Origin of the sequence: Candidatus Nitrosopumilus sp. (assembly GCF_029882185.1) — an archaeon.
In the GTDB taxonomy this organism is placed as follows: Archaea; Thermoproteota; Nitrososphaeria; order Nitrososphaerales; family Nitrosopumilaceae; genus Nitrosopumilus.
In genome coordinates this window covers 83,396-99,318 of sequence record NZ_JAOULD010000002.1, presented here as the reverse complement: position 1 = coordinate 99,318, position 15,923 = coordinate 83,396, and the positions used below count along the sequence as shown (strand labels likewise).

Annotated in this window: 20 protein-coding genes; 10 read left to right on the top strand and 10 right to left on the bottom strand. The window is 37.0% G+C overall.

What is annotated here, in order from left to right:
* The 3 genes from ftsY to OEW78_RS01410 form a co-directional block, all read right to left on the bottom strand.
* On the bottom strand, positions 1–1,081 hold a 1,081-nt coding region (gene ftsY, locus OEW78_RS01420), incomplete at its 3' end, for a signal recognition particle-docking protein FtsY (RefSeq protein ID WP_300323034.1).
* Between the two features lie 3 nt (positions 1,082–1,084).
* Positions 1,085–1,513, bottom strand: coding sequence for a prefoldin subunit alpha (gene pfdA, locus OEW78_RS01415; RefSeq protein ID WP_300323032.1), 429 nt, complete (start codon positions 1,511–1,513; stop codon positions 1,085–1,087).
* Positions 1,514–1,602: 89 nt separating this feature from the next.
* Positions 1,603–2,223, bottom strand: a complete 621-nt coding sequence (locus tag OEW78_RS01410) for a superoxide dismutase (protein WP_300323030.1) — start codon at positions 2,221–2,223, stop codon at positions 1,603–1,605.
* Between the two features lie 77 nt (positions 2,224–2,300).
* On the opposite strand from OEW78_RS01410, the gene OEW78_RS01405 reads away from it, so the two are divergent.
* Positions 2,301–4,322: a S8 family serine peptidase gene (locus OEW78_RS01405; RefSeq protein WP_300323051.1), complete on the top strand. Its 2,022-nt coding sequence runs from the start codon at positions 2,301–2,303 to the stop codon at positions 4,320–4,322.
* A 1-nt stretch (position 4,323) separates the two neighbouring features.
* Here the strand turns inward: OEW78_RS01405 and pckA are convergent, their stop codons facing one another.
* The gene (gene pckA, locus OEW78_RS01400; RefSeq protein WP_300323049.1) at positions 4,324–5,928 is read right to left on the bottom strand and encodes a phosphoenolpyruvate carboxykinase (ATP); all 1,605 of its coding nucleotides are present in this window, start codon (positions 5,926–5,928) and stop codon (positions 4,324–4,326) included.
* Between the two features lie 148 nt (positions 5,929–6,076).
* On the opposite strand from pckA, the gene OEW78_RS01395 reads away from it, so the two are divergent.
* Both OEW78_RS01395 and OEW78_RS01390 read left to right on the top strand, forming a co-directional pair.
* A complete protein-coding gene (locus tag OEW78_RS01395) occupies positions 6,077–6,481 on the top strand; it encodes a 50S ribosomal protein L32e (RefSeq protein WP_300323028.1) in 405 nt (134 codons plus the stop codon).
* Positions 6,465–6,920, top strand: a complete 456-nt coding sequence (locus OEW78_RS01390; RefSeq protein WP_300323026.1) for a 50S ribosomal protein L19e — start codon at positions 6,465–6,467, stop codon at positions 6,918–6,920. Before OEW78_RS01395 ends, OEW78_RS01390 begins: the two co-directional genes overlap by 17 nt.
* Here OEW78_RS01390 and OEW78_RS01385 read toward each other — a convergent pair.
* Complete coding sequence (locus OEW78_RS01385; RefSeq protein ID WP_300323024.1) at positions 6,917–7,216, bottom strand: MGMT family protein; 300 nt, start codon at positions 7,214–7,216, stop codon at positions 6,917–6,919. The two genes, OEW78_RS01390 and OEW78_RS01385, sit on opposite strands and share 4 nt — an antisense overlap.
* On the bottom strand, positions 7,213–7,989 hold the full coding sequence (locus OEW78_RS01380; protein WP_300323022.1) for a D-aminoacyl-tRNA deacylase: 777 nt from the start codon (positions 7,987–7,989) through the stop codon (positions 7,213–7,215). Before OEW78_RS01380 ends, OEW78_RS01385 begins: the two co-directional genes overlap by 4 nt.
* A gap of 39 nt (positions 7,990–8,028) precedes the next feature.
* Between OEW78_RS01380 and OEW78_RS01375 the strand changes: the two genes are divergently transcribed.
* From OEW78_RS01375 to OEW78_RS01365, 3 genes are read left to right on the top strand one after another with little or no spacing between them, the layout of a single operon-like run.
* Entirely contained in the window at positions 8,029–8,202 is a 174-nt protein-coding gene (locus OEW78_RS01375) for a protein translocase SEC61 complex subunit gamma (protein ID WP_014964557.1), read from the top strand.
* A 1-nt stretch (position 8,203) separates the two neighbouring features.
* Entirely contained in the window at positions 8,204–8,662 is a 459-nt protein-coding gene (locus OEW78_RS01370; RefSeq protein WP_300323019.1) for a transcription elongation factor Spt5, read from the top strand.
* Positions 8,663–8,697: 35 nt separating this feature from the next.
* Entirely contained in the window at positions 8,698–9,177 is a 480-nt protein-coding gene (locus OEW78_RS01365; protein ID WP_300323017.1) for a 50S ribosomal protein L11, read from the top strand.
* Here OEW78_RS01365 and OEW78_RS01360 read toward each other — a convergent pair whose 3' ends face one another.
* Positions 9,178–9,609, bottom strand: a complete 432-nt coding sequence (locus tag OEW78_RS01360) for an Lrp/AsnC family transcriptional regulator (RefSeq protein ID WP_300323047.1) — start codon at positions 9,607–9,609, stop codon at positions 9,178–9,180.
* A 192-nt stretch (positions 9,610–9,801) separates the two neighbouring features.
* On the opposite strand from OEW78_RS01360, the gene OEW78_RS01355 reads away from it, so the two are divergent.
* The 3 genes from OEW78_RS01355 to OEW78_RS01345 all read left to right on the top strand — a co-directional run bounded on the left by OEW78_RS01355 (position 9,802) and on the right by OEW78_RS01345 (position 11,605).
* A complete protein-coding gene (locus OEW78_RS01355) occupies positions 9,802–10,464 on the top strand; it encodes a 50S ribosomal protein L1 (RefSeq protein ID WP_300323016.1) in 663 nt (220 codons plus the stop codon).
* Positions 10,457–11,323, top strand: a complete 867-nt coding sequence (locus OEW78_RS01350; RefSeq protein ID WP_300323014.1) for a 50S ribosomal protein L10 — start codon at positions 10,457–10,459, stop codon at positions 11,321–11,323. Before OEW78_RS01355 ends, OEW78_RS01350 begins: the two co-directional genes overlap by 8 nt.
* Before the next feature lie 63 nt (positions 11,324–11,386).
* Positions 11,387–11,605 carry a hypothetical protein gene (locus OEW78_RS01345; RefSeq protein ID WP_300323012.1) on the top strand — a complete coding sequence of 73 codons (219 nt, stop codon included), beginning with the start codon at positions 11,387–11,389 and terminating at the stop codon, positions 11,603–11,605.
* Positions 11,606–11,614: 9 nt separating this feature from the next.
* Here OEW78_RS01345 and OEW78_RS01340 read toward each other — a convergent pair whose 3' ends face one another.
* From OEW78_RS01340 to OEW78_RS01330, 3 genes are all read right to left on the bottom strand, one after another.
* Positions 11,615–12,247: a trimeric intracellular cation channel family protein gene (locus tag OEW78_RS01340; RefSeq protein ID WP_300323010.1), complete on the bottom strand. Its 633-nt coding sequence runs from the start codon at positions 12,245–12,247 to the stop codon at positions 11,615–11,617.
* Between the two features lie 66 nt (positions 12,248–12,313).
* Positions 12,314–12,607, bottom strand: coding sequence for a 50S ribosomal protein P1 (gene rpl12p, locus OEW78_RS01335; protein ID WP_300323008.1), 294 nt, complete (start codon positions 12,605–12,607; stop codon positions 12,314–12,316).
* 57 nt (positions 12,608–12,664) lie between these two features.
* On the bottom strand, positions 12,665–13,174 hold the full coding sequence (locus OEW78_RS01330) for a hypothetical protein (protein WP_300323006.1): 510 nt from the start codon (positions 13,172–13,174) through the stop codon (positions 12,665–12,667).
* Positions 13,175–13,252: 78 nt separating this feature from the next.
* On the opposite strand from OEW78_RS01330, the gene alaS reads away from it, so the two are divergent.
* Entirely contained in the window at positions 13,253–15,922 is a 2,670-nt protein-coding gene (gene alaS / locus OEW78_RS01325) for an alanine--tRNA ligase (protein WP_300323004.1), read from the top strand.
* Position 15,923: the final 1 nt, after the last annotated feature.

The following is a 15,923-nucleotide window of genomic DNA, read 5'->3' as shown; positions in this document are numbered from 1 at the left end:
GTGTTGGTTCAGGTTCTGGTGTTGGTTCAGGTTCTGGTGTTGGTTCAGGTTCTGGTGTTGGTTCAGGTTCTGGTGTTGGTTCAGGTTCTGGTGTTGGTTCAGGTTCTGGTGTTGGTTCAGGTTCTGGTGTTGGTTCAGGTTCTGGCTTTTCAGTTTTTGTAATTGTTACATCACCTAATGAACCGAAAACAGTTTCAAGGAAAAGTTTCTTATCAAATGGTTTTAAATCAGAATATTCTTGTCCGACTCCAACGTAAAGAACAGGAGTGGATGTTACTTTGACAATGGACAATGCAGCACCGCCTCTTGCATCTGCATCACTTTTGGTTAAAATTGAACCATCAAATTTTACATGCTCATGAAACTCTCTTGCTTGATTAACAGTGTCATTTCCAGCTAAAGAATCACCAACAAAGATTTTCATATCAGGATTTACGACTTTGGTAATTTTTGCAATTTGCTGCATCAAGTTTTCACTTGTTTGCATTCTTCCTGCAGTATCAATTAGAACAACATCTGTTTTGTGAGACTTTGCATACAACACTGCATCTCGTGCAACAGCTGCAGGATCAGAATTATAATTTTGTGCAACTAGTTTGAGATTTAGACGATTTGCGTGTTCTCGCAACTGCTCAATTGCACCTGCTCTAAAAGTATCAGCTGCTGCAATAACTACAGAATATTTTGCTTCCTTTAACATGTGAGCTACTTTAGCTAATGAAGTTGTTTTTCCAGTGCCATTAATTCCTACAAACAAAACCAAAAATGGTTGTCCTTGTTTTTTCTTTTCATTAATTTTTTCAAAGAGATCATACTCTCCTGCCTCATCAAACAAAGTAGAGATAATTGAAATCAGACTATCTTTTACAAATTTTTCAATTTCTTTTTTATCAACTTTAGATCCGATTAATTTTTCTTTAAGATCAGATTTTATTGAATCAATTACTTCAGTTGCAACATCAGATTCTAACAGAGAAATTTCCAATTCAAAAAGAATGTCTTCAATGTCTTTTTCATTTAGTTCTTTTTCACCAAGACTTTTCGCTGCATTAGAAAATGCACTACGAAGCTTATCAAACATAGTCTATCCTGAAGATGGAGGATTTTGCATGGCTTGCATCATTTGATTCATCTGTGCTTTTCCTTGTTCTAATCTTGCTGTAGCATCTTGTTTTTTTGCAGCCGTATCTTGTAAAGCAACTTCGACTTCTTTTATTCGGGCTTCAAGATAATTGATTGCAGATGGGAAATCTTTCTCAACTGCAACTCCTGCACCGATGTTCATTACAATTTTGGAATTAGATGAAACTTTTGTGGGAACATATGTACCCATTCCAATTGGAATCAGAGTTTCAGATTCAGGATTTTTGCCAAGTGATTGAATTGATTCTATTGACGCAGTTGCTTCTCTTAAAATATTCATAAAAGTATTTTCTCTTTGGGTCAAATCAGAAAAATATGTTTCAAGCATTTGCATTTGTTGCATTAATTGCTCGGCCTGTTCTTCACTCATTTACAGCAAATCTTTCTCTTATGGTTATAAATTCATTCATGGACACTTGAAAAATTTAAAATAAATAGATAAAAAATAAAGAATTAACTTTATTTTGCTTTAGAGAATCTAGATTCTACTTCATCCCAATTAACTACATTCCACCAGGCCGCAATATAGTCTGGTCTCTTGTTTTGGTAGTTGAGATAGTATGCATGTTCCCATACATCACAGCCTAACAATGGAACTAGTCCTTCAGTTCTTGGACTGGTTTGATTTGGCATTGATTTGTATTCAACCTTTGATGTAGAAGGATTGTATACTAACCATCCCCAACCACTGCCTTGAATTACAGCTGTAGTAGATGAGAATTTCTCTTTAAAGTCAGAGAAGCTTCCAAAGGAAGTGTTAATTGCATCTGCAATTGATCCTCCAGGTTCTCCGCCTCCATTTGCTTTCATGTTATTCCAAAATAACCTGTGGTTATCATAACCACCACCGTTGAAATTAATTGCGCCTCTTTTGTCTTCTGGTACTGAATTGATGTTAGATAAGATATCAATGATATCTTTACCTTGAATTTCAGCTGGACAAGTTTCAAGAGCTGCATTTAGTTTGTCAGTGTATGTTTGATGATGTTTTGTGTGATGAATCTCCATTGTTCTTGCGTCAATGTGAGGTTCCAATGCATCATAAGCATATGGCATTTCAGGAAGTGTATATTTTCCCATGAATGGTTTTAGGATTTATTCCATTTATTGCTTTACTAAGCAATTCATTTTTACTTGTTAAAACAGATAAGAAATCTGTGAAATCATTACTAGTTTTTTCAGTGATTCTAGTATTTGCAGGGATTCTGATCATATCCAATCTAGAAATGCAAGACGAGTCAGAACTGTATTTGGATAGAAGTGTACCATACATCGGAACAGACATTCCAAGAATGGAAGGGATTGATGGCAAAGGGGTAAAAATTGCAGTAATCGATACAGGGGTGGATTTTAACCATCCAGATTTGTTTGGATGGGGACCTGACGGCAAAGTGATTGGAGGGTATAATTTCATACAAGAAAATGAGCCTCCGTATGACACAAATGGTCATGGAACCCATGTTGCAGGAGTTATTGCAGCAGACGGGGAAAAGTCAGGAGTTGCACCAAAGGCCAAAATTCTAGCTTACAAAGTTTCAGAAGACGGGGAAGGAGTATCATCAGATCTAATCATTAGAGCAATTCAAAAAGCAATCGAAGATGAAGCAGACATTATCAATATCAGTTTGGGAGTAAACAGAACAAATGCAAAGATTGATCATATAGTAAATGAAGCATTGGAAAAAGAGATTTTTGTAGTAACTGCAGCTGGAAATGACGGGCCGGGATTGGAAACAATTGGAAGTCCTGGAAGGAATTTTGGTTCAGTTACAGTCGGTGCAACATACAACAATCTCACATCAAGCTTGGTTGCAACATTAGAAGTAGATGAAAAATCATTTACTGTAATTCCAATGGTCGGCTCTACAAAACTAGAAGAGCCAATCATTTCTAAAATAGTTCCTGCAGGTTATGGAAAAATTTCAGATTTTGAGAATTTGGATGTAAAGGATGCAATAGTAATTGTCGAGAGAGGGAGTGATGTCGAAGGAGAGATGTTGTATTTTTCAATCAAAGAAAAAAATGCAGCAAATGCAGGAGCCAAGGCATTAATTGTATACAACAACATTCCAGGAATTTTTTTGGGAGAGTTAATTCATGAATTTATTGAGACAGGATATACGCCACAAATTCCAGTAGTATCAATAGACAGAGAGGAAGGACTTGAAATCAAAGAATCAATCACAGATGAAAGCAAAGGTATCTTACAATTATTTTACAATCCAGATTTTGTCACACACTTTAGTTCCAGAGGACCTGTATCGCCATTTTACATCAAACCAGAAATCGTGGCACCTGGCGCATACATCAACACAACTCAAAACAATGCAGGATACAACTTTACCAGCGGGACAAGCTATGCAGCCCCTCACGTAAGCGGTGCTGCTGCCCTTTTGCTTGAAAAAAACCCGGAACTTCATCACCACGAAATCAAATCATTGCTACTTACCACAGTCATGCCTGTATCTGACGCCTATGGGCAAAAATTCTCCATTCATGAGGCAGGTGCTGGAAGGCTAGACATTGCAAATGCGTTTAAAGCAAAACTGATCATAGAGCCACCAAACTTTGTTGTAATTGCATCACCAGATAACAGAATTGTTGAAAAGCAATTCCAGTTAAAATCAATGGATGGGGCATGGGAGGGATTTGATGTAATGTTTGATGGACCAGAATTCATAAAATTCGGAGGAAATTTGGATGGAAGTATTTTAAACATTAGGATAAATGTAGTTGAAGATAATTTCGGCGAACATGAAGGAACGATGTTAATCAGCCATGGTGGAATACAATACAGAGTTCCATTTTTGCTGCATTATACACCAGGTTCAATTTCAATAGAACAGCAAAATGGAAAACTGTTCTTTGATATTTACCATCCAGATAAATGGAGTTTTGCAAAGATTTCAGTGATTAACAGCAAAGACGGAAGCTTCCAAACAATAACTACAACACCAGATAAAAAAGCATCAATTGAAGTTTTTGAGAATTCACAATATTGGATTGATGCCAAAATCAGAATCAATGGAACAACATCAAATGCATATAATGTAATTGAAGTCGATTCACTAGATGAGAATCAACAGAGATGGGGCATTGACATTCCAGAAAAACAAATTCTCATAATTATCAGTATTGCAATTGCAATAGCTATGTTTGGAGTAGTTAAAAGAAAATAATCTATTGTGGTAGTTTTGGACCAGATTCAATTATCTCAGGTGAGACATTATCAAATTTCTTAAAGTTCTCTACAAACATTTGAGCTAGTTTCTTTGCAGAAAGATCATACGAATCTTTGTCAATCCAAGTATGTTTAGGATCCAAAATCTCAGAAGGCACTCCTTCAACTTCGGTTGGAATATCTAAATTAAGCAGATCATCATGCCTATACTTTACAATATCAAGTGCACCTGAAAGTGCAGCAGTAACCATTGCTCTACTGTATTTTATTTTGATTCTTGTTCCTACGCCGTATGGGCCACCAGACCAGCCGGTATTGACAAGATAAACTACAGTATTATGCTTGTTGATTTTTTCTCCAAGCAATTTTGCGTAAACTGAGGCAGGTCTAGGCATGAATGGAGCTCCAAAGCACTGAGAAAATACAGATTTTGGCTCTTTAATTCCTCTTTCAGTTCCTGCCAATTTACTGGTATATCCGGACATAAAGTGATACATTGCTCCTTCTTTTGTTAGTCTGGAAACAGGTGGTAATACACCCAATGCATCTGCAGTCAAAAATATGATGACTCTAGGATGTCCACCAACACTTGGGATTACAGCTCCTGGAATGAAATCCAATGGGTATCCAACACGTGTGTTCTCTGTTAGTGTGTTATCATCATAATCTGGTACATTGTTGTTTAGTACGACATTTTCTAATAATGCACCTGGCTTGATTGCATTCCAAATTTCAGGTTCTGCTTCTTGGCTTAGGTTGATACATTTTGCATAGCAGCCACCTTCAAAATTAAAGGTGCCATTATCAGACCAACCATGTTCATCATCACCAATCAATCTCCTGTTAGGATCTGCAGAGAGAGTTGTTTTACCAGTACCGGATAAACCAAAGAACAAAGCGGTGTCACCTTTTTCGCCAATGTTTGCAGAGCAGTGCATTGGAAAGATACCACGTTCAGGTAACAAAAAGTTCATCACACCAAACATGGATTTTTTCATTTCGCCGGCGTATTCTGTTCCGCCAATCAAAACAATTTTTCTTGTAAGATCAATTAAGATAAAGACATCAGTTCGTGTTCCGTCAACTTCAGGTACTGCCAAAAAGTCATTTATACATAAAATAGTAAATTCAGGTTCGTGTTTTTCTAATTCTTCAGAAGTTGGCTTGATGAACAAGTTACTTGAGAACATGCTTTGCCAGACATGATCATTTATCACCCTTATTGGTAAACGAGTTTCAGGATCAGCACCTACAAAACCGTCAAAAACAAAGAGTTCTTTATTGTCAACAAAGTTTTTCATTTTTTCAAAGAGTTTTTCAAACTTGCCACTTGGGAATTGATGGTTGATTTTTCCCCAATCAATAGTATCATGAGTCTTATCATCATATACAATGAATCTGTCATCAGGAGATCTGCCGGTATATTTTCCGGTGTTTACAGATAATGAGCCTGTTGAATTTACAACTCCTTCCTTTCTCTCAACTGCCAGTTTGACCATATCATCTACGCTGAGATTTCTGTGGACTGTGAAGGGTTTGATTCCAAATGCAGCTAATTGTGCGGAAAATTTCTCAGTTGCAGCTGTACCTAGTACTTGGGTCAGATGTACATGCCTCCAAAAATATTAAGATCAATTCCAGGCGGGTTCATGAGATATTCGATCCGCCTAAAGTTTCCTTATTATCTTTTTCTTAAGATAATTTTTTTCTGGCCTAGGAACGTATTTATTCCAAAATCCAAGACTCAATTTAATGACGATCAACAAAGATCTACTTGCAAAGAGAGAAGAGGCAAAACAGAACAAGCCAGACTTTGTAAGACCAGAGAGTTGGCGTTATGTTAGGCTACAAACCAATTGGAGAAAACCAAAAGGCATTGATCATCACCAAAGAAAACAAAAAAGCAGAGGCCGTCCAGGTCTTGTCAAAGTAGGATATGGCGGACCAAAAGATGCAAGAGGACTACATCCATCAGGATTTACAGATAACCTAGTTTTTAACTTGAATGATTTAGAGAAATTAGACCCAAAGAAAGACGGAGTCAGATTTGGACATGGGGTAGGCACTAGAAAGAGAAAAGAAATTATCGTGAAAGCAGTTGAACAAAAATTCAAAATATTTAACGCAAGAGTGAGTGTAAGTGGTAGTAAATCTTAAAGCTAAAAAAAGACTCGCTGCCAGAGTTACTGGTGTAGGAGTTCACAGAATCAAATTTGATACTGACCACCTAGATGATGTTGCAGATGCAATCACTAGAGAAAATATTCGCAGTCTCATTACAGCTAACACTATTCAAATCAAACCATTTACTGGCACCTCAAAAGGAAGAGCCCATGAAAAGAAAGCTCAAAAGAACAAGAGAGGTACAACTCAAGGTTCCAAACAAGGAAGAAAAGGAGCAAGAGTTGGTAAGAAGGAAGTCTATGTTGCAAAGGTTCGCTCATTAAGACGATTATTAAAAATTGCAAAAGACAGAAAAGATTTGACAAATCCAGAATTCTGGGCCCTCTACAAAAAGGTCGGCGGTAACACAGTTAGAAACAAAGCCCATCTCAGACTATTGATGGATGAGATTAGAGAAAAACGAAAAGATTAGAATCGATAAATTTTGTTTTCTAGTTTTACAATCTTACCATTTTGAATTTCTATACCTTCATCATTTAGCATCTTTATTTTGACATGTTCTCCATATGCATATCCACCAATTTTTCCAGTAGACATTACAACTCTATGACAAGGAATAATCACAGGGTATGGATTTTTGTTCATTATTTTTCCAACAGCTCTTTGACCATTTTTTAGTCCAACAGCTTTTGCCAATTCACCATAAGTTGTGATTTGTCCTTTAGGCACTTCAAGCAATTTTTTGTAAATCTTTTCTGAAAGATTCAAATCTTGATTACCTCAAGATCTGTTGACTCTAAAAGAGTGAGAACTTTTTGTTTATTCGGACCCAATCCTCTCCAATCTAAAAGAGCAGTTTTTGCCACGTTGTTTTGCTGTAAAATATGAGAGAATAATTTTTCGTCCAAATTATCCAAAGCATGTTTTGGAATTACAGTTCCTAGTGCAAACTTTCCATTTAGTAATTCATCAGTGAATTTTGATGGATAATGAGTTCCACCAAAACAAATTGCAACAGGATGTTCTTTGATTGGTTGTGACATTACTTGGTGGACTAGTGATGCAACAGAACTGCACAACGACTCATCAGTCCATTGTTTTTCAGTAGTTCCAATTTCAACAAAAATAGATGGTTTGCTCAATGCAGTAGGTCCGTGATGAGTTGCTTCTAGGGTAATTTGAAAATCAGAAAACTTTGATTGGTTTTTCTTTAATGTCTGAAGATATACTTTTTGAAAATCAGGTTTTGGGATTGCGACCTGATTGTCATTTCCGCCAAACTTTGCAGTGGAAAAATTTCCAGTACTATGACAAGTCAAAGCGAGTTCCCCTGATTCTGCTGCATGTTTTGAGAGAAAAATAAATCCATCATAATCATATTTTTCTTCAAGCCAATCAGCAGAAATTGCAGGAGTTGGAATTATTACAAGATCATAATATTTCCCACGAAAAATATCATCTTTCAAAGTCATTTCTTTTGAAAGAAATTTTGCCATATTATGGCCGGCGGGGTCATCTTGATACGCAACCAACAGTTCCATGAGATAAGAGATATAAGGACACCTTATTAATTTCAGGCAATGAACCCTAAGCAGACTGTCAAGAACATGGCCAACACTATGAAAATGGCCAAGAAACCAGACAGGGATGAGTATTCACAACATCTTAGACTTGTTTTGTTAGGAATAGCAGGAGTAGGAGCTATTGGTTTTACAATTCAGTTTGTCTTTTCGGTAATTACATTTGGTAGGTAACATGTCTGAAGAAATCAAATCACATTTGTTTGCAATTAGAACCACTGGTGGACAAGAAAAAGTGGTAATGAGATTATTAGAAGCTAAAGCCAATGCAAATCAGATTAACATTCAATCAGTGTTTTGGGTAAGTGATTTGAAAGGCTATGTCGTCATTGAAGCAATCAATCCAAGTGATGCATACTTGGCAGTAGAAGGCGTAAGACACATCAGAGGTCAATTAAGAGGAGAATTAGAATTCAAAGACATTGAAGGATATCTAGTAAAGAAATCAACAGTTTCACAATTAACAGTAGATAATATCGTAGAAATTACAGGAGGCCCATTCAAGGGAATGAAGGCAACAATTACAAGAATTGATGTCGACAAAGAAGAGGCAACCGTGGTTTTACTTGATGCATCATACCAATTACCAGTCACAGTAGACGCAAACTACCTAAAGCTGTCTAGTGAGGCTTAGGAAGGATTAAATTTTCATTTAGAGTCTGATTTAACATGGGAGAACAAAAAGTATCGTCACTTGTAACAGGCGGAGCAGCATCAGCAGGTCCACCTTTAGGTCCAGCACTTGGTCCACTAGGAGTCAACATCATGGAAGTCATTAGTGCAATTAATGAAAAGACTAAAGACTTTGAAGGAATGAAAGTTCCAGTTACAGTAGTTGTGGATAGCGATACAAAAAAGTATGAAATCGAAATCGGAATCCCATCAGCTGCTGCATTAATCATGAAAGAAGCAGGAGTCCAGAAAGGCTCTGGCGCATCAGGTACAGAATGGGCAGGAGATGTCACAATGGATGCAATACTCAAAGTTGCAAACACAAAACTAGAGAAATCTTATGCTTCATCAATTAAATCAGTTGCAAAGACAATCATTGGAACATGTCTTGCATTAGGAGTCAAAGTAGAAGGAAAGACTCCAAAAGAAATCACTGCCGAAATTAACGAAGGCAAGTGGGATGAGAAATTCAAATAATTATTGAATCAGATAAACAGGATCTTTATCGGTTTTTTGTAACTCTACAAAGGTCTCAGTACTTTGTATGCCTTCAATTTTTCCAATCTTTTCAATTACAATAGAGTGAAGTGCTTCAAGGTTCTTGGCATATACCTGAACCATAATGTCAAATCTGCCAGTGACCTCTGAAATGGATATGACTTCGGCAGTCTCCATGAATTTTTTGTGAATGGAGTCCTTGAGTTTAGGATCTCGGCTTATCCCAACGTTTGCTTTGACTCCTATTCCTAGGAGTGAATCATCTATTTCGATGGTGAATTTTTTGATTAGTTTCTTTTTCATCAGTCTCTTAATCCTGCTATACAATACAGAGGCGTTAATTCCCAATTTTTTTGATAGTGTAGGAACGGAAATAGAGCCGTCACGAGTCAATTCATAAAGTAATTTCATATCTAATTCATCAAAACGATGCAACGTATTCAAAAAACAAGGTTCTGAATTAATATATGTAGGTTTTCAGCAACATTTTTGCCTTATTTGTAAGAATATTACTAAAAATATGTAATTTTTTAAAATAAACGATTAGCAAAAAACCCAAACCTCTAAACGATTTTAAGTAGGTTTTCTAGGAATTGATTCGTAATGATTACAGATGCTCAGCTAGTTGATCTTGTAAAAGACGCAAAAGCTTCCACAAAAGAGAGAAAATTCACACAAGCCGTAGAGTTGATCATTACTTTCAAAGATATTGATGTAAAGAAAGGATTTGCAATTAACGAAGTTGTCCAATTACCAAAAACCAGTTCTCCTGCAAGAGTATGCATTATTGCAACAGGGGATATGAACCAAAAAGCAAAAGCTGCAAAAGCAGATTCGGTAATTGGAACAGAAGAACTAGAAAAATTTGGAACTAACAAAAGAGAATCTAGGAAATTCATTAACAAATATGATTTCTTCTTAGCAGATACCAAAGTAATGCCAACTGTCGGTAAAACTTTGGGTCAACTTTTAGGTCCAAGAGGAAAAATGCCAACACCAGTTCCTTTTGATGCATCAATTGACGCATTCTTGCAAAGATTCAGATCATGCATCAAGGTAAGAACAAGAGCATCACTTTCAATCTCAGCTAAAATTGGTGATGTAACTATGGAAGACGCAGATTTGGCAATCAATGCACATGCAATTCTTAATGCAGTTGAAAAGAAATTGCCAAACGGTGAGAAAAATCTTAGAAAAATTTTAATCAAAACTACAATGGGTAAACCAGTAAAGCAAGCACAAGAGGTTAAGAAGAAGTATGCATGAAAATAGAACTAGTTATCCTAAAAGAAAAACCCAGATGTATCAACAATTACAAGAGTTACCAAAAAAATACAAAGTTGTATCAATTATTCAAATGCAAAAAGTTCGTTCAACTCAAATCTTACCATTAAGAAAAACACTCAAGGGAGAAGTAGAATTTGTCTGTGTCAAAGACAAGGTTGCAGCTAAAGCACTTGAGACACTAGACATTCCAGGAATCAAAGACATTATCGGTGATTTGAAAGGACAAATCATGTTCATATTTACAAACATGTCACCATTCAAGCTAAACGTTCTTCTTGCCAAAAATAAAATCATGATGGCAGCAAGAGGTGGAGATGTTGCAAGCATTGACATTGTAGTCCCTGCTAAAAATACAGGAATTGCACCAGGTCCAATGCTTACTGAATTCAAAGAGGCAGGAATTCCAACAAAGATTGATCAAGGAACAATTTGGATTGCAAAAGACAGTACTCCAGTAGAGAAAGGAGGAATAATCAATGAAAAACTAGCATCAATTCTAGGTAAATTAGATATCAAGCCAGTAGAGGCAGGAATTTCACTTTACTCAGCATTAGAAGAAGGTCAAAGATATGCAGAAGCAGAAATGGTCATCGATGTTGAGAAGATAAGAAATGCATTTGCACAATTCCACCAAGAGGCAGTATCGCTATCTATCGAGGCAGGATACATTACTGCAGACAATGTCTCACAAATCCTTGCAAAAGCATCACAACATGCACGCTCTTTGTCAATAGAATCTGGATTTATGACAGATGAGACAAAAGAGCAAATCTTGCAAAAAGCAGATGCACAAGCAAGGGCAGTTGCAGACCAAGCAAAAGATTACACCCCTGCATAATTTCTCAAATACTCTTATCATAGTCTAGAATACTTTATCTCTAATCAGTTCTGAAAAAACAAAATGGACCAAAAAGATATCGATGAGATACTAGACCACATAAAGCAAAAGTTTAACGACGAAGTGCCAGGTATTGTAAAGATGGTAATACGAAAAAAGATGATCAGCAGGTTTCGAGAATATGATGCACATACCATGCCAGAGTCGATGAGAAATTGTACTGTGGAGAATTTGATTAACATTATTCAAGAAGGAATAGAGTCAGGTAAACTCAAATTATAAGACTAAAAATTAAGACTCTCGAACCTTTGGAAGATTCCAGTTAAACTTCATTGCAAGTAATCTTATTCCAGTTGCCACAGCAATTCCAAGGATAGATGATACTTGGGTATCAATACTAGAAGAGAGCATTGCATAAAATATCACAATTCCAATTATGCTTGCAATAGCATAGACTTCTTTTACAAATACAATGGGTATCTCTCGTACAAACACATCTCGGAGTATTCCACCGCCAATTGCAGTAATCATTCCACCAAAGAGCATCGGTAAAAATTCCAAGCCAACTACTTGATGTGCAATTGATGCGCCCAATATTGAAAATACACCCAACCCAACTGCATCAAAGACTAACCAGACGTTCATCTGTTTTTGGAGTCGTCTAAACAAAAAGAACATTACAACTCCAACTGTTACCGTCAACGATACATAGATAGGATCAGAGAATGCAGTTGGAAATCTTCCAAAAATAACATCACGTGTTACACCACCGCCAACACCGACTACAGTGGCCAATACAATAATTCCAAAAATATCTGCCTTGTGTGCAATTGCTTTTGAAGCTCCAGTTACTGCAAATGCTATGGTACCCAAGTAATCAAGAATGCTAATGAAACCATCTATTGGAAAAGAGAAATCAACCAACCAATAGAGAATGCGATCTAGAAGTAATTAAAATTAACAAAATTAAATTTGTAAAAGAAAAGTTGTTTAGCCAAATAAGGAAGACAATCCTTCCATGGCTGCTTCTTCGTTTTTAGGTTCTTCTTTCTTCTCCTCTTTTGCCGGTGCATCTGCTACTGCGGCTGCTGGTGCTGCTGCAACTGCTACTGGTGCGGCTTTAACTGCCTCATCGATGTTAACATCGGCTAAGGCTGCAACTAGAGATTTAACTTGGGCTTCGTTAACTTCAGCACCAGATGCTTTGACAACTGATGTGAGGTTTGCCTCGTTAACTTCTTTGTCTAGTTTATGAAGAAGTAAAGCAGCGTAAACATATTCCATTGTATCGAGATTTTCTTACTGGATAATATAAAACTATGGAGAACTCACGCCTGAAAACTAGTTCAGAATTTTGAGACTTCTGCAAACAGCATACACTGTACGTTTCAGATTAGGATCAGTCAAAGTATCCTTTCTATGTCTTAAAACTCGTTTTGCCTCTTCCCTTTCAGGGCCTTCTGGTAGTGACAAGACAGTATTGAAAAATTCAGGTAATGATTCACGAACCCAACCATCTAGCATTGCATAGACTTTTGGTGGAAGAATATCACACTTGTCAACATCAAGATCTAACACTTCGGCATAATTTTCATGCTCGACTCTGTGTACCAATGCCAAAATTATATTGTCAGGGTTTGGATGCTCAAGAATTTCTCTAGAACGATCACCGGTCTTTCCTTGGGCAATTTTGTTTTTGAGTCCTATGGGATTTACTATCACACCGTTGATTCCTACTTTTCTTCCATCAACACCAGTAACTACACCAAAAATAAAGTCATTAAACTCACCATTTTTTTTAATTGAGAAAATCTGAGTCCCTTCTTTTAGCTGGGGTTTCCTTCCAAACATGAATAGAGTTGTATGTGTAGTGTATTTAATGTATTATTAATCGACAATTCTTAATATCGGTCTCAAGCAGGCTTTTCGTTGGATAAAAGTCAGATTCTAAAAGAGTTTTCAGCAGATCCTGAAAAATACTATAATGTAAAATTATTTGCAGAGCAGGGATTTGTAAGAAAGTCTTGCAGTAAATGTGGCGGATTCTTTTGGACACTAAATGCAGACAGAGATTTGTGTCCTGATGATGGATTGGATACGTACTCATTCATCGGTGAGCCTCCAACTTCAAAAAGATTTGATTATACGCAATCATGGAAACAAGTCGAAGAATTTTTTGTAAAAAATAATCACACATCAGTGAGCAGATACCCTGTAGTTTGCAGATGGCGAGACGACTTGTTTTTTACAATTGCGTCAGTTGTTGACTTTCAGAGAATTATGGGAAGTAAAGTAGTCTTTGAGTTTCCAGCAAACCCGTTAGTGGTTCCACAGACATGTCTGCGTTTCAAAGACTTGGAAAATGTCGGAGTCACAGGAAGACACTTTTCTAGTTTTTGTATGATAGGGCAACACAGTGTTCCTGATTTGGGAGGATACTGGAAAGACGAATGTGTTGACTTGGACTTTAGATTATTGACTGATCAATTTGGAATTAAAAAAGAAGAAGTTGTTTTTGTTGAAGACGTATGGGCAGGTGGTGGTTCGTTTGGTCCATCACTTGAATACTTTGTGAGAGGACTGGAACTAGGAAATGCAGTATTTACTGAATTCCAAGGGGAACTAGGGAAACATACCACACTTGACCAGAGAGTAATAGACATGGGTGCAGGCCTTGAGAGATTTGCATGGATTACAATGGGAACTCCCACTGCATATGACTGCTGCTTTGGTCCAATCAATCAAAAATTATTTGAAAAGATTGGAATTGATTCAGATTCTGATGTTTTGAAAAAATACTTTACAGAGATTGCAAAAGAGATTGATCATTTCGATGATTTGAATCAAGTAAGACGTCTTGCAGTAAAAAATGCAGGGATTACAGATATACAGCTAAACAAAATTATTACACCGCTTGAAGGAGTTTATCTTATTGCAGATCATTTGAGAACTCTAATCTTTGCAATTACAGATGGTGCACTGCCAAGCAATGTTGGCGGAGGATACAACTTGAGAATGATGTTGCGAAGAATTAATGGAACAATCAACAGATTGAATCTAAAATTAGACATTGATGATTTGATTGATACTCACATTGACTATCTCAAAGATACGTATCCTGAGCTTGATGAGCAGAGAGAAGATGTCAAGACAATATTGAGACTAGAGTCTGCAAGATATGAGGAATCCAAAGTCCACATGAAGAAAAAAGCAGAAAAGATTCGCGAGAAAGGCGTGCCAACAGTTGATGAACTGATAACATTGTACGAGTCAGACGGAATAACGCCTGAATACCTCAAGGAAGTTGATGCAATTTCTGAAATCCCTTCGCAATTTTACTCTAAACTATCTGATTTGCACCAGTCTGAAAAGAAAAAGGCAATTGCAGAACTTCCACTGGATGATTTGCCTGAAACTGAGACTCTGTTTTACAAAGATGACCCAATGGAGTTTGATGCTAAAGTGATCAAGGTCTTTGATGATCAAGTCGTATTAGATAGAACTTCATTTTATGCCAGAGGTGGAGGACAAGAGCCAGACTATGGAACTATTGCAGGATTCAAGGTGATTAATGTCGACAAACATGCAGACATTATTGTTCACCAATTAGAAGGAGGAGTACCAAAAGAAGGAGAAACTGTATCTTGTAAAGTTGATGAGACTCGTCGTGCAAACATTACAAAGAATCACACCAGTACTCATATCATCAACGCATCATCAAGGGGAGTGTTAGGTTCTTGGATTTGGCAACACTCTGCATTCAAAGACGATGATCATGCCAGACTAGACATTACACATCATTCATCACTAACTGAGCAACAAGTAAAACAAATCGAAGATGCGGCAAACCAAATGATAAAAGAGAACCATCCAGTAAGCATCAACTATTACGACAGAGGGACTGCAGAACAAAAGTATGGATTTAGAATTTACCAGGGCGGGGTAGTTCCAGTAAAATCAGTACGCATTGTATCAATTGAAGACAAGGACATTGAAGCTTGTGGTGGAACACATGTTAAAAAAACTGGAGACATTGAACTAATCAAAATTACAAAGACCAAAAGAATTCAGGACGGTGTTGTTAGAATAGAGTTTGTCTCAGGTCCTACTGCATTCCAATATGTAAAAGACCAAGAAGAAGAATCAAAGAAACAAGAGCAAGAACAAATTGCAAAAGCACAACTAGAAAAGAAGAGAGAAGAAAACAAAAATAAAGCCAGAGAGCAGATTCCCGTACTATTAGAGAAAATACTATCTGGAGAATCCGGAGACCTTGATGGCATTACAGTTAACAACAAAATTTGCTTTACATCTAGTGAGAATTATGATGATTATTTCCATCAAAACTTTGGTAAAAAGCTAGTCGGCAAAGATAGCAAAGCTGCATTTTGTGGTATTTTCGAATCAGGGCCAACTGTTAGAATTATGGTGTTTGCAGGGGCTGATTCAGGTGTGAATTCAGGCAAGATTGCCAAGGAAATAGCCTCAATTTTGGGCGGTTCAGGAGGAGGAGACGCTAAATTTGCTCAAGGTGGAGGAAAAGACACATCTAAAAAAGACCAGGCAATAGCCAAAGCAAAATCAATGATTTTAGGATGAA

Bases quoted from the DNA above. Each gene is read 5' to 3' on its own strand.
- pfdA (WP_300323032.1), bottom strand. From the start codon at position 1,513: ATGAGTGAAGAACAGGCCGAGCAATTAATGCAACAAATGCAAATGCTT.
- OEW78_RS01410 (WP_300323030.1), bottom strand. From the start codon at position 2,223: ATGGGAAAATATACACTTCCTGAAATGCCATATGCTTATGATGCATTG.
- OEW78_RS01395 (WP_300323028.1), top strand. From the start codon at position 6,077: ATGACGATCAACAAAGATCTACTTGCAAAGAGAGAAGAGGCAAAACAG.
- OEW78_RS01380 (WP_300323022.1), bottom strand. From the start codon at position 7,989: ATGGAACTGTTGGTTGCGTATCAAGATGACCCCGCCGGCCATAATATG.
- OEW78_RS01375 (WP_014964557.1), top strand. From the start codon at position 8,029: ATGAACCCTAAGCAGACTGTCAAGAACATGGCCAACACTATGAAAATG.
- OEW78_RS01370 (WP_300323019.1), top strand. From the start codon at position 8,204: ATGTCTGAAGAAATCAAATCACATTTGTTTGCAATTAGAACCACTGGT.
- OEW78_RS01365 (WP_300323017.1), top strand. From the start codon at position 8,698: ATGGGAGAACAAAAAGTATCGTCACTTGTAACAGGCGGAGCAGCATCA.
- OEW78_RS01360 (WP_300323047.1), bottom strand. From the start codon at position 9,609: ATGAAATTACTTTATGAATTGACTCGTGACGGCTCTATTTCCGTTCCT.
- OEW78_RS01355 (WP_300323016.1), top strand. From the start codon at position 9,802: ATGATTACAGATGCTCAGCTAGTTGATCTTGTAAAAGACGCAAAAGCT.
- OEW78_RS01350 (WP_300323014.1), top strand. From the start codon at position 10,457: ATGCATGAAAATAGAACTAGTTATCCTAAAAGAAAAACCCAGATGTAT.
- OEW78_RS01345 (WP_300323012.1), top strand. From the start codon at position 11,387: ATGGACCAAAAAGATATCGATGAGATACTAGACCACATAAAGCAAAAG.
- rpl12p (WP_300323008.1), bottom strand. From the start codon at position 12,607: ATGGAATATGTTTACGCTGCTTTACTTCTTCATAAACTAGACAAAGAA.
- OEW78_RS01330 (WP_300323006.1), bottom strand. From the start codon at position 13,174: ATGTTTGGAAGGAAACCCCAGCTAAAAGAAGGGACTCAGATTTTCTCA.